Here is a 14,403-nt window from a genome sequence, read left to right on the forward strand (position 1 = left end):
GCGATGCGGTCTCTTGGCATTGACTTTACGATCACCCGCATCGTTATGTACACATCTCAAGTGTGAATACGTTGTGAGTGAGTGATGACAGGTATATGGGCCCGACAACCGGGCCGTAGTAGAGCAGTTGGCGCACTGCTCGGTGTGATGCTGGCCGCCGGCCTGGTTCCAGGAACCGTCGGCTACGCCATGGCCGAGACGCCGACACCCGCCAGGGCAGGTACGGGGACCACCGACAGCCCTGACGGCCCGGCCGCCGCGGCGTCCGAGGCCCAGGCGCTGGCCGAGGCCGAGAAGTCCGGCGAGGCGGTGGAGGTCCTGTCCCAGCGGGGAGAGACCACTGAGGTGTTTGCCACTCCGGACGGGAACTTCGAGGCACGGGAGTATCTGCGGCCGACGTGGACGCGTGCCGAGGACGGCTGGAAGCGCGTCGATACCGAGCTGGCCGCCACCGAGGGCGGGACGGTCGCGCCCAAGGCGGCCACCGTGAACCTGGAGTTTTCCGGGGGCGGGGCCCAGGATCCACTGGTGCGGATGGAGCGTGCTGGGCGGACGATGAGCCTGTCGTGGCCCACCGCGCTGCCCGAGCCGCAGCTGTCGGGGGCTATGGCGACCTACCCGGACGTGCTGCCGGACGTCGACTTGCGGATGACCGCGCAGGAGGACGGTTTCACGCAGCTGCTCGTGGTCAAGTCGGCCGAGGCCGCCAAGAATCCGAATCTCGCCGAACTGCGGTTGGGGCTCGGGTCTGACGGTCTGAAGGTCAAGGAGAACGCCCAGGGTGGCCTGCGCGCGGTCGACGGCGCCACGAACGGCACCGTCTTCGAGGCGCCGAAGCCGGTCATGTGGGACTCCAGCCCCGGCGAGTCCGCCCAGGCCCCGAGTGTTTCTGGCAAGACCCTCACCGCCACGACCGCCACCTCTGGCGCCCCGGCCGGTGAGCCCGGCGCCGGTGAGTCCGGCAAGCTCGCCCCGGTCGGCGTGGACCTCCCGGCCGGCGAGAACGAGCTGGTGCTGACCCCGGACCAGGACGTCCTCAAGGGCGCGGACACCAAGTACCCGGTGTTCATCGACCCGCAGTGGTACTCGCCGCGCGCATCCGCGTGGACGATGGCGTCGAAGTACTGGGCGTCGTCGCCGCAGTGGAAGTTCAACGGCGACTCGGACGCGGGCCTCGGCTACTGCGGCTGGTACTACTGCCAGCCGTACGACACCAAGCGGCTCTTCTACCGCATGTCCACCTCGGCGTTCGCGGGCAGGACGATCCTGGAAGCCAACTTCGTGGTCCGCAACACCTGGTCGGCTTCCTGCTCGGACCGCACGGTCGAGCTGTGGGACACCGACCCCATCTCGGACCAGACAACGTGGAACTCCCAGAACGTGGCCGGGTTCTGGAACAAGCAGCTCGCGTCGGACTCGTTCGCGTACGGCTACTCGGGTTGTTCCTCCGCCGACGCGGAGTTCAACGTGAAGTCCGCGCTGCAGGCGGCCGCCAACGCCAGGGACCCGTCGATGACGTTCGGTCTGCGCGCGGCCAGCGAGACGGACGAGTACGCCTGGAAGCGGTTCTCCGACAAGGCGTTCCTGCGGGTGGAGTACAACCGCCCGCCGGGGCAGATCAAGATGTCGCAGCTGACGATGGAGTACGGGGGCACCTGCAAGGCCCCGTCCAAGCCCGCGCGGATTCGCACCCTGGGCACGATCTACGCGAACAACATCACCGACCCCGACGGCGACAGCGTCTCGCTGGAGTTCCAGGCGAAGTGGGACGGCGGTTCGTGGACCCCCGGCCGGAGCACGACGAGGTCCTCGGGTTCCTCCTTCGCGATCAGTCTCCCTTCGTCGATCCCGCCGAACAAGACGGTCAACTGGTACGTCCGCTCTTACGACGGAGGCCAGTTCTCACCGTGGTCGAACGCGGGTGACCCGACCGGCTGCTACTTCGTCTACGACACGAACGTGCCGAAGGCTCCCTCGATCACCTCGGGCGAGTACCCCAAGTCCAACCCTGAGGACCCCGAGGACCCGTGGTTCGACGGCGTCGGCAAGTACGGCTCGTTCACGATCGACGGCGTAGAGAGTGATGTGACGAAGTACTGGTTCGGCTTCAACGCCGACCCCAGTTCGAAGAACACGCTGCTCACGAGCGGCGGTGCGCCACAGATCGCGAAGATCCTGCCGGACGAGCCCGGTCTGAGGTTCGTGACGGCCCAGGCCTTCGACTCGGCGGGCAACGGCAGTGAGATCCGTACGTACCAGTTCCGCGTGAAGACGGGTCAGCCGGAACGCTCCATGTGGCAGCTCGACGAGGCCGCGGGCGCGACCACGGCGACGGCCACTGCGAAGGACCGCCCGGCGACGCTGTACGGCGGCCCCACGCTGGGCACGGCCGGCGCCAAGGGCAGCGCCGTGACGTTCGACGGCGTCGACGACTACGCCAAGACGGACATCCCCACCGTGGCCACCGACGGCGGCTTCTCGGTGTCGGCCTGGGCGCGGCTGTCCAAGGCGCCCGGCACGGCGGCGGTCATCGCGGCCCAGCCCGGCAACCACGCGCCCGGCTTCGAGCTGTACTACTCGAGCGCCTACGACCGCTGGGCGTTCAACCAGTACACGGCGGACACCGCCTCCGCGACGCCCGTGCGCGCGATGGCGCCGACCGCGGGCGGGGTCACCGTCGGCAAGTGGACCCACCTGGTGGGCACCTACAGCTCCGGCGCCGACGAGATGAAGCTGTACGTCGACGGCGTACTGGTGGGCACGACCGCGTACTCCACGCCGTGGGACGCTCGCCGGGGTCTGCAGCTGGGCGCCGGTTCCTACAGCGGAGCGCCCGGCTCGTTCTTCCCGGGTGACATCGACGAGGTGCAGATCTTCGACAAGCCTCTGTCGCAGTCCGAGGTGACGGTGCTGGGCGGCAAGACGTCGCTGAGCGCCGGGCGTCCGGCCCGGATGGTCTTCGCGATGGACGAGCCGGCTCCCGCGACCGAGCTGATGGGCAAGCAGGAGCTCGTCGACGCCACCTACCAGGGCGGCCCGACCGCCGGCGCCGAGGGCGTCGCAGGCAACGCACTGACCCTGGACGGCACCGACGACTACGCCACCACCAACCGACCGCTGCTGGACAACCAGCGCAGCTTCGCGGTGTCGGCGTGGGCGAAGCTCCCGTCGGCCAAGCCGACGCACGCGGGCGTCATCGCCACGCAGCTCGGCACCACCAAGCCGGGCTTCGAACTGTACTACTCCAGCTCCTACGACCGCTGGGTGTTCAACAACTACTCGGCGGACTCCGCCACGGGCACCCCGATCCGCGCCATGCAGGCCGAGGGCCAGGTCGCCCAGGCCGGTACCTGGGCGCATCTCGTCGGCGTGCACGACACGGTGGCCAACAAGCTGCTGCTGTACGTGAACGGCACGCTCGCGGGGTCCACGACCCTGTCGACGAGCTGGTACGCGGGCGGCGCCTTCCAGATCGGCGCCAGCAAGAGCGACGGCACGACCACCTCGTTCTTCCCCGGGCAGATCGACGACGTACGAATGTTCGACCGTGCGGTGTCGGGCGACGAGGTGTACCAGCTGTTCAAGCAGCGTCCGCTGGTCAAGAGCCGCTGGATGTTCGAGACGACCGCCGGAACGGCCCCGGTCACCACCCCGGACGCCGTGAGTACCACCAACCCGCTCACGCTGCACGGCGGTGCCGTCCAGTCGGGCACCGCCTTCATCGACGCCGGCTCCATGGAGCTGAACGGCACCACCGCGTACGCGACCGCCGCAAGGGTCCCGGTGGACACCTCCGGCAGCTTCACGCTGACGGCGTGGGCGGTGACGCCAGCTATACCCGGCGGGCCCGTGACCGCGTTGAGCGCGGAGGGAGCCAACCGCAATGCGTTCAACGTGCGGTTCGTCCCCGACACCGTCGACCCGGAGGGCAAGCCCGGACGCTGGCAGCTGTCGCTGACCGACACCGACGACCCGGCCGAGACGCCCACCGTGGTGCAGGTCGACAACGGTCTGCTCTCCGACGCACGCCAGTGGAACCACCTCGCCCTGGTCTACGACGGTTTCACCAAGGAGGCCCGTCTGTACGTCAACGGCAACATCGCCGAAGTCGCCTGCAAGGACGACAACGGCGACGGCGAGGCGGACGAAGCCGGATGCGAGGACCTGGTCCCGTGGGCGGAGAACGCGCTCGCGTTCAAGTCCACATCGCTGCAGATCGGCCGCTCCCGCTCGGGCACGGCCGCCGCGGGCACGTACTTCCCCGGCCTGGTGGACGACGTCTGGACCTTCCAGGGCGCACTGACGGACGCACAGGTCGCAAAGCTGTCGAGCACGTGGTTCGACGTGCCGACAAAGGTGCCCGGCGACTGACCAGGCCCTGATCAGACAGGGTGCCCGGGGCCGCTGCGTCCCGGGCACCCCTTGATTTCCTCTTGATCGAAGAAACGAGTTTATTCATGGATGGCAGAGCGCGCTCCTGGCGCGTAGCCGCCCTGGGGCGCAGAATCGCCTTGGCGACATCGGCGGTCATGGTCGCCACGCTGCTGCAGGCAACGGCGTTCACGCCGGTCGCCGAGGCAGCGGGCAAGGGACGCCCCAAGGTGTCCGAACCGGACAAGCCGGTGGCAGGCACGGCCGGCACGAAACTGAAGCCGCGCACGGTCCAGAAGGGCCCCCGCACCCCGAAGGACGAGCCGAAGGCCGACTGGCCCGACGCGGGTTCCACCCTCGTCACACTGAAGGAGCCTGCCGCCAAGGCCGGTAACCCGGTGGCGGCCAAGGGGCTCCCGGTCGCGCTGAACACCCCTGCGAAGAAGGTGAAGTCGGCGACCGGCGGCACCATCGAGGCCAAGGTCGTGAGCCACACGGCCGCCTCCAAGGCCGGTGTCGACGGGGTGCTGTTCACCCTGAAGGCCAAGAACAAGGCATCCTCCGGCACGGTGGGCGCCACTGTCGACTACGCGGACTTCGCCGAGGCGTTCGGCGGAAGCTACGCCTCCCGGCTCACCCTCGTGGAGCTGCCGGCTTGTGCGCTGACCGCGCCGAGGAAGAAGGCCTGCCGCACCACCACCCCGGTGGTCACGGACAACGACACCGAGACACAGACGCTGACCGCCCGGTCGGTGTCGGTGAGCAGCAGCTCGCCGACCCTGCTGGCCGCGACCGCCGGGGACGCGGGCAAGACCGGTGACTACAAGGCGAGCCCGCTGTCGCCGTCGGCGACCTGGAGTACCGACCTCAACACCGGTGACTTCGGCTGGTCGTACGAGATCCCAGTGCCCGAGGTGCCGGGTGGCCTGGCTCCAGGCCTGGGCCTGACGTATTCCTCCGGATCGGTCGACGGTCGTACCGGCAACACCAACAACCAGTCCTCGTGGGTCGGTGACGGCTTCGAGCTGTCGCCCGGCTTCATCGAGCGCCGCTACAAGCCGTGCGCCGACGACGGGCAGACGGCCCCCGACGGCATCAACAAGCCCGGCGACCTGTGCTGGGGCTACGACAACGCCTACATCACCTTCAACGGCAAGGGCGGCGAGCTCGTCCCGACCGGGACGACCGACGAGTTCCGACTCAAGAAGGACGACGGCACGCTCGTCAAGCGGCTGCGCAACACGACGCTGGCCAACGGCGACGACGACGGCGAGTACTGGCGGGTGACCACCCCCGACGGCGCGCGCTACTACTTCGGTTACAACCGTCCGTCCGGGTGGGCCGCGGGCAAGGATGAGACGAATTCGTCGTGGACCGTGCCCGTGTTCGGCGACGACTCCGGCGAGCCGTGCAACAAGACGACATTCGCAGACTCCTGGTGCCAGCAGACGTGGCGGTGGAATCTGGATGCCGTCATCGACGCGCACGGCAACAGGATGACGTACTACTACGGCAAGGAGGAGAACTCCTACGGCCGCAACCTCAAGGCTGCCGACGACACCCCCTACACCCGCGGCGGCTACCTGAAGCGGGCCGAGTACGGTCTGCGTGCCTTCTACGACCAGCCTCTGGCCAAGGTGGAGTTCACCAACTCCGAGCGGTGCATACCCGACGCCAACACCACCTGCTCGTCCATCTCCACGGACTCCTACTACTGGTACGACACCCCGTGGGACATGAACTGCGCGGCGGCCACCGACTGTGACAGCGGGCGGCTCTCGCCGACCTTCTGGACCCGCAAGCGGCTGACCGGCATCACCTCCTACGTCCTCAACGCCGGCGCCTACAGCAAGGTGGATTCCTGGGCGCTGACCCACCGCTGGGGCCAGGCGGACGTCGACTACCAGCTGCTCCTGGACTCCATCCAGCACACCGGCCACACCGCCACCACGCCGATCGCCCTGCCGAAGACGACGCTGGCCTACACCCAGCTGGCCAACCGGCTGGACCAGACCGGTGACGGCTACGCGCCGTTCATCAAGGCGCGTCTGTCGAGCGTCGCCGACGAGCACGGCGGCCAGATCGACGTCAACTACTCGGCTCCGGCGTGCAGCGCAGGCTCCCTGCCGACCCCGGAGACCAACAGCACCCGCTGCTTCCCGCAGATGCTGGGCGGCTCCGACACCCAGGCACCGGAGCAGCACTGGTTCAACAAGTACGTCACCACCTCGGTGACCGCCACCGACCGCACCGGCGGCGCGCCGGACGCGGTGACCGCCTACGAGTACCTGGACGGTGCTGCGTGGCACTACGACGACGATGACGGTCTGACCAAGGAGAAGAACAAGAGCTGGTCGCAGTGGCGCGGTTACGGCCACGTCCGGGTCAAGACCGGTGGTCAGGGCGGCGCCGCGTACCTCAAGACGCAGCAGGACAGCTGGTTCCTGCGCGGCATGGACGGCGACCGGCTGAACAAGGACGGCGGCACCAAGTCTGTCAGCGTCACGCTCGGCACCGGTGAGGGCGACCCCATCACCGACCACGAGTCGGCGGCGGGCTTCACCTACAAGACCGCCAAGTACTCCGGTCCCGGCGGCAGTGTCCTGGAGAAGACCGTCGAGCGGCCCTGGCGCCACGAGACCGCGAAGAAGACGCGCTCATGGGGCACGATCACCGCGAACTACACCGGCACGGACGAGTCACGGACCTGGACATCGCTGGACGACGGGGCGGGCAGCCAGTGGCGCACCACTCTGGTGGACTCGACGTACGACACCGTCGCGGGCCGTGCCACCCAGGTCGACGACAAGGGCGACACGTCCGTCACGTCCGACGACGTCTGCACCCGCACCACGTACGCCACCAACGCCACCGCCAACATCCTCACCCTGCCCTCGCGGGTGGAGACCGTCTCGGTGAACTGCGCGGCCACGCCGGACCGCACCAAGCACGTGGTCTCCGATGTGCGCAGTGCCTACGACGGCGGTGCCTACGGCGCGGCGCCGACGAAGGGTGACGAGACCGCGACAGCCAAGCTGACCAAGCACAGCGGCACCACGGGTACCTACCTGGAGTCCGGTGCCACGTTCGACACCTACGGCCGCCCGCTGTCGGTCACGGACCTGACGGCGAACGTCACGGCCACCGAGAGCACCGCGCCGGTGCGCACCGCGCGTACCGACGGTCTGACCAGCACCACCGCCTACACCCCGGACACCGGCTTTCCGACGACGGTCACCAACACCACGCCGCCTGCCAAGGCGGGCGACACGACGACCACGCAGACGATCACCACCACGATGGACGCGCTGCGTGGTCTGCCCACCCAGGAGAAGGACACCAACGGCAAGACCAAGAACTTCACCTACGACGCGCTCGGCCGCGCCGACAAGGTCTGGATGGCCGACCGCCTGACCGGTCAGACGCCGACCTACGACTTCGACTACTTCATCGACGAGGGCAAGCCGGTCGCGGTCCGCACCCTCACCCTGGACAACGGCGGTGCCCAGACCATCGCCTCGTACACCCTGTACGACGGTCTGCTGCGGGCCCGCCAGACCCAGGACGTCGGCCCGGACGGCGGGCGGCTGATCAGCGACAAGTTCCACGACGAGCGCGGCTTGGTGGCCAAGGAGTTCGCGTCCTACTACACGACCGGCGCCCCGAACCGGGAGCTGTTCAAGCCCATCGACGCGCTGAGCGTGGAGACGCAGACCTGGCACACGTACGACGGTCTGAACCGCGAGATCACCACCAAGCAGATCGCGGGCAACGGTGACGGCGGTGCCGACCTCGGCACTACCACGACCACCTACAACGGCGACCGCACCACGGTGATCCCGCCCACCGGCGCCACCGCGACCACATCGCTGACCGACGCCCGCGGCCGGCTCGCCGAGCTGCGCCAGCACCACACGCGCAGTGCGACCGCCACATACGACGCGACCAAGTACGCGTACACGCCGTCCGGCAAGGTCTCCCAGGTCACCGACCCGGCGGGCAACGACTGGTTCTACGAGTACGACCTGCTCGGCGCCCGGACCAGGGCTGTCGACCCCGATCAGGGCGAGAGCTTCAGCACCTACGACGACCGCGGCCGGCTCCTCACCACCGAGGACTCCGAGAACCGGATCCTGTACAGCGTCTACGACCAGCTCGGCCGTCAGACCGAGCTGCGCGACACCAGCGCGACGGGCACGCTGCGCGCCTCCTGGACGTACGACACGATCATCGGCGCGAAGGGCCACCTGGCCTCGGCGACCCGGTATGTGAACGGCGCTCAGTACATCAGCAAGGTCACGATGTACGACCAGCTGTACCGCCAGATGCGCACCTCGATGACGATCCCGGCCAGTGAGGGTGCCCTCGCCGGCACCTACCAGACGGGCACCAGCTACAAGCCCTCCGGTCTGGTCGCGGGCGTGACCTACTCGGCGGCGGGCGCCCTGCCCGGCGGCTCGTACAGCTACAGCTACGATTCCGCCCTGCGTCCGGTGTCAGTCCTCGGCGACGGCTTCCAGGCCGACACGATCTACTCCAACACCGGCAAGCCGCTGCAGTACGCGTACGCCTCCACGGCGGCGGGCGCGAAGAAGACCTGGGTCACCAACACCTACGAGTGGGGCACCCAGCGCCTGGCCACCTCCCGTGTGGACCGCCAGGACATCGCGGGCGTCGACCGGCACAGCACCTTCGGCTACGACCAGACGGGCAACGTCCTGTCGGTTGCGGACGTCTCCCGTGCCGGTACCGACACCCAGTGCTTCGTCTACGACCACCTGCGCCGCACGACCGAGGCCTGGACCGAGGGCGACACCGCCTGCTCCGCCACGCCCGCGTCGGGCGTCGTCGGCGGCGTAGCGCCGTACTGGCACTCGTACACCCACGACAAGACGGGCAACCGCAAGACCGAGACCCTGCACAACGCCACCGGCGACACCACCCGCTCCTACGTCTACCCGCCGGCGGGCGGCCCCCAGCCGCACGCGCTGACCGAGGTCAACGAGTCCGGCCCGAACGGCACGTCGAAGACCAGCTACCTCTACGACAAGACCGGCAACACCACCGACCGCGTGATCCGCGGCACCACCCAGAAGCTGGTGTGGGACGCCGAGGGCCACGTCACCAAGGTCACCCAGCCCGTCGAGGGCAAGCCCGACGAGATCACCGACTACGTCTACGACACCGACGGCAACCGGCTGATGGCCCGCGGCCCGAACGAGACCACGCTGTACGTCGGCAACACCGAGGTCGTGCTGCCCAAGGGCGCCACCACGGCCAAGGCCACCCGCTACATCGACCTCGGCAGCGGCAGCCAGGCCGTCCAGTCCGACGACGGCACGATCACCATCACCGTCGCCGATCACGTCGGCACCGGCCAGCTCCAGATCAAGACGGCCGGCCTGGGCCTGTCCCAGCGCCGCACTCTGCCCTTCGGCGGCAACCGCGGCACCGCGACCGGCACCTGGACCGGCAACAAGGGATACGTCGGCGGCACCGACGACACCAAGACGACCGGTCTGACCCATCTCGGGGCACGTGAGTACGACGCCTCGCTCGGGCGGTTCATCTCCGTCGACCCGGTCATGGACCCCAACGATCCGCAGCAGATCAACGGGTACGCCTACGCCAACAACAGCCCCGTCACCTTCGCCGACGCCGACGGCCTGAAGTACTACCCCGTCTCCGGCCCGTGCGTCCCCTTTCCCACGGCCGGCTGCAAGTGGAAGGACGACGGCCCCGGCATCGCCACTAGCAGCAAGGGCTACTACGACGAGCCCAGCAAGAACGGCAACGGCAACCAGTCCAACACCGGCTCTCCCGGTGCTGACTACCGCTGCGGATACTCGGGCTGCTCCACCTCCGGTATCACCGGTTACGGGTCGGGCGCGGACAAGGCCACCGAAGCGGCCATGGGGCACGACGGGCCCGTTCCCACTCCGATCAGCTTCTGGGACATGGCGAAGGCCATCGTTCTGCCGGACATCGACGAATGGAAGGCGTGCAAGAAGAACCCCGGGCTCAACTCCCACTGCGGCTGGGCCGCGACGGACCTGCCTGCGGCCAAGGCGCTGAAGCTCCTGAAGGTCCTCCCGCTGGGTAAGGCGAAGAAGGTGGACTGCAAGTGCTTCCTCGCAGGCACCGACGTCCTCATGGCCGATGGCAGCACCAAGAACATCGAGGACATCGAACTCGGTGACAAGGTCGTCGCCACAGACTCGGAGACGGGGGAGAGCAGTGAACGCGAAGTCACCGCGACCGTCGTCACGGAGGAAGACAAGCGCTTCACCGAGCTGACGATCGCCACGGAGAATGGCGAGGAGCACCTCACCGCGACCGACGGGCACCCGTTCTGGTCCGTCTCGGAGCACGACTGGATCAGGGCCGGTGACCTGAAGCCGGGCATGACCCTTCGCACCGACGAGGGCCGCTCGGTTGAGGTGGAGGCCACGCGCCACTACACGGACCACGTGCGGACGTACAACCTCACCGTCGAGGGAGTCCACACGTACTATGTGCTGGTTGGCGACACTCCGGTCCTCGTGCACAACACCGAATGTCCGACCGGGGACGAATCGGCTTCGTCCTCATCCTCCAAGAAGAAGCGCGTGGAACACCTTCAGCCCGACCGGAAGGCCGAGGGGGACCACACGGTCTTTGGATTCGACGAGAACGGGCGGGTGATCCGCTACCAGACCTGGCTCCTTGAACCGCGCGCGCCGTCGGGATGGCGGCTCGGCCCCCGGTTCCGGGGAATCGGCAAGCCGCACAGTGGTGTAAATCCGCCTCTGTACTATCCCAAGGGTGGCGGGTACGGAGAGTCCGCCACTGGCGACAACCTTCCTCTGGGGTATTAGGCATGGGCATCCATGAAGCCGCGGACGACGTGCTCAGGAGGAGTGCGAGTGCTTCGTTCTCCGAGGCCGCAGACCTCTACGTCGCTCTGTCTCTGGGCCGTCTGTACTGGCCGGAGACCAGGCTGGTGAACGAAGCCGTCTTCCTCGCCCTCAACCCAGGGGACGCGGAGGAGATCGAGCGTCGAGTTGCCGCGTGGAACGAGTCCGGCGAAATGACCTGGAGTCAGTTCGTCGACAGTTTCAACGCTTTCGACGTCCGGTATCTGTTCGCCCAGTGGCCGGGGCATCCAGAAGCCCTGGAAGAGGCCGAGATGCTCCTCGCGCAGCTCCTGCTCGAAGCATGGGCAGCCAAGCTGCGAGCCGATTTCCCTGATCGCGCGTTCAGCGTCGAGCTAGACGACGACATCGAATCGGACGGCCCACGCATCTTGGTGCGACAACCCCGCACCCGACAGTAGGTCCGGCTGACATAGGGGCCCCGCCAGGTTTTCCTGGTGGGGCCCCTCTTCGGCGTTCAGGGCCCACTCGCGTCAGGTTGCTTCTCGCCCTGGTCTCGCGTGGCGAGGGTCTGGGGCGTCGCTCGCTGGCCTCTGCCATGGCGGAGGCGACCTGGGCTCTGGAAGACACCCGTCGCCCCACAGTCGACGACCTTATGCTGCTCACCTGCGACGAGGTCCAACGACTATTTATCGCCCTGGTCATATGCCCCGTCCACGACGCTACCTACGAGCTCGGCTGGTCCACCTGGCGACGCTGCCACCAGGCCCGATCCCAGGCCAGCCACTACCGGCGCCAAGCCGCACAGGGACGAAGGTCACGAACTACGGCTGGAGTACTGGCCCCTTCAGTTGTAGTTCAGGGCGAGTTCACGAGTCCGGCGTCTGCGATGGTGCTCGTTGGCGTCGGCCTGGTGATGTCGTCGCCAGCGTGACCACCACAGTCCGTGGGCGGCCCGGCCGTGCTCGGGTGGGGGCGGCGGGTGGATGAGCGTAAGGAGCTTGCGGATCTCGGCCGCGGTGTAGGGGATGAGCGGTTCGGGGCTGATGATGTCCTCGTGCTCCCCCCTTTGGGCTCCTCATCAGGCTCGTCACCGCTGAGGGCTTCCCAGAGCGGTGCGGGGGCGTCGGCGTCGTCTGTGGCGGCCTGTACCGCCAGGAATGCGGCGGCCAGCATCGACAGGGTGATGTGCCGGTACCAGCCGTGCCAGTGGCGCACCTCGTAGTCGGCCAGCCCGCACTGATGCTTGCCGAGTTTGATCGCGTTGGGTGTGGCCGATGGTGAATCGGGCCCGCTCAGGTCGCCTGCTTCAGGCGGATCCGGGGTCCACACTCCGTGAGTGCGAGGGTTGCAGGACAACGCTTCCCGGCTGTGACCACCCTGAGAGGGGCGGCCGCAGCAATCGGCCGGGTGTGTGGCGGAACCGGGTAGCCTGGGTTGTCTTAACGGAGTTTGGTGGATACGAACAGGGATAATCCCAACCGTCAGGTTCGCTTGTCGTTTCTCGGACAGCCCTGATGCGGCCATGATTGTAGGGCCGATTCCCTGACCTCGGGCAAGGTCACGAAGCCGGACGGCACGGGCGCCCTGGCCTCCACCACCTACGGCCTGTCCTGCGGTGGATCTGGGATGACGTCCGACCGTTGGATTGCCTGGATGACGCCGGATCCGAGGAGAGTCACCATGAGAGCCCCGGCCGGTGCGGTACCCACGGTGGATGCGAGATTCTGGGCCGCAGTGTTGGAGAGTGCTCTATCCGGTGGCCTCTCCTCTCCCGACGTCCCCAGCCACCGACGCCTCACCGTACGCGAGTTCGCTCGCCAGGAGAGCGGCGCCCACGACCCCCGCGCGGGGGCCGAGTTCGGACATGACGATCGGCAGATTGCCGGTGGCGAGGGGAAGCGAGCGTTTGTACACGACGCTGCGGATCTCGGCGAGCAGGGGATAGCCGAGCCCGGACAGACCGCCGCCGATCACGATCATCGACGGGTTCATGAAGCTGACCAGCGTGGCGAGGACCTGGCCGACCCGGTGGCCGCCGGCCCGGACCAGGTTGACGCTCGTGCTGTCGCCGCCGCCAGCGCACTCCGCGACATCCAGGGCGGTCAAAACCCCCCGCTCGGCGAGCCGTTCGGCAAGGGCGGGCGACTGGCCGGACCTCGCGGCCTCCGTGGCGTCCCTGGACAGCGCCACCCCGCCGAAGTACGCCTCCAGACAGCCGGTGTTCCCGCAGGAGCAGACAGGACCGTCCGCCTCGGCCTCGACCTGGACGTGCCCGATGTCGCCGGCGCACCCCTCCGCGCCCCGGTAGATACGGCCGTGGTGCTGCATGCCGGAGCCGATTCCGCTGCCGATCTTCACGAAGAGTAGATGGTCGACGGTCCGAGCGACCCCGCTGTGCTGCTCCCCGAGGGCCATCACGTTGACGTCGTTGTCGACCACGACGGGGCAGCCGTGCGCGCGGGCGAGGGTGTCGCGTACCGGAAAGCGGTTCCAGCCCACCATGATCGGCGGCGAGACGGGTACGCCCTCGCGGAAGCTGACCGGACCCGGCAGACCGATGCCGATTGCGTCGAGCCGCGTGTAGTGCCCCTGGTCGGCCATCTCGCGCAGGAGTTCACTGACGCGCCCGAGTACGGCGACCGGTCCGGAGCGGATGTCTGCGGGCTCGGAGCAGGAGGCCACCGGCGCGAGCGCGCCGTCGGTGATCTCGATGTCGATGGAGCTGGCGCCCAGATCGACGGCGGCGAACCGCACACCAGGGTCGAGCTGGACGAGGGTGGAGCGCCGCCCGCCGCGCGACGCGGCGGGGCCCGCCTCACGGACCCGCCCGGCGGCGAGCATGCGGTCGAGTTCGCCGAGCAGCCGCGGGCGCGGAACCTCCAGCCGGTCCGCGAGTTGGGCGCGGGACAGCGGGCCGTTGTCACGCAGCAGACTCAACACGCGGTACTGGATGTTCACGGACTCACTTCCTCTGGACGCCCTTGGACAGCTTTCGGGGTTGTCGCGGGGGCGGTACGGGGCCGGGCACCGTATCGCCCGGCAGGGCTCGTGCTCGCGGGGCCGCAGGGGTGCGGGCGACTTCCGGCAACTTTTTCACAGAACGCCGAAAGTTGCCGCATCGTTGACGGAACTCCCTCGGCGGGGACCTCACCGCCCGGAAACAGGCCCCCGTCAC

4 protein-coding genes and 2 pseudogenes are annotated in these 14,403 nt (G+C 68.2%); 4 read left to right on the forward strand and 2 right to left on the reverse strand.

What is annotated here, in order from left to right; genetic code table 11:
* Positions 1-147 precede the first annotated feature (147 nt).
* From AB0D57_RS26120 to AB0D57_RS26135, 4 genes and pseudogenes are all read left to right on the forward strand, one after another.
* Positions 148-4,371: a LamG domain-containing protein gene (locus AB0D57_RS26120; RefSeq protein WP_362077736.1), complete on the forward strand. Its 4,224-nt coding sequence runs from the start codon at positions 148-150 to the stop codon at positions 4,369-4,371.
* Positions 4,372-4,457: 86 nt separating this feature from the next.
* Positions 4,458-11,228 (forward strand): polymorphic toxin-type HINT domain-containing protein, encoded by a 6,771-nt coding sequence (locus AB0D57_RS26125; protein WP_362077634.1) that lies wholly within the window; start codon positions 4,458-4,460, stop codon positions 11,226-11,228.
* A 2-nt stretch (positions 11,229-11,230) separates the two neighbouring features.
* On the forward strand, positions 11,231-11,686 hold the full coding sequence (locus AB0D57_RS26130; protein WP_362077637.1) for a hypothetical protein: 456 nt from the start codon (positions 11,231-11,233) through the stop codon (positions 11,684-11,686).
* 176 nt (positions 11,687-11,862) lie between these two features.
* Positions 11,863-12,033, forward strand: a pseudogene (locus AB0D57_RS26135) (IS701 family transposase); the annotation flags it as partial.
* A gap of 50 nt (positions 12,034-12,083) precedes the next feature.
* Here the strand turns inward: AB0D57_RS26135 and AB0D57_RS26140 are convergent.
* Together AB0D57_RS26140 and AB0D57_RS26145 are read right to left on the reverse strand one after the other, a co-directional pair.
* Positions 12,084-12,473 (reverse strand): annotated as a pseudogene (locus AB0D57_RS26140) (hypothetical protein); the annotation flags it as partial.
* 504 nt (positions 12,474-12,977) lie between these two features.
* Complete coding sequence (locus tag AB0D57_RS26145) at positions 12,978-14,186, reverse strand: ROK family transcriptional regulator (protein WP_362077640.1); 1,209 nt, start codon at positions 14,184-14,186, stop codon at positions 12,978-12,980.
* Positions 14,187-14,403 lie beyond the last annotated feature (217 nt).

Source organism: Streptomyces sp. NPDC048275 (assembly GCF_040652275.1).
Classification (GTDB): Bacteria; Actinomycetota; Actinomycetes; order Streptomycetales; family Streptomycetaceae; genus Streptomyces.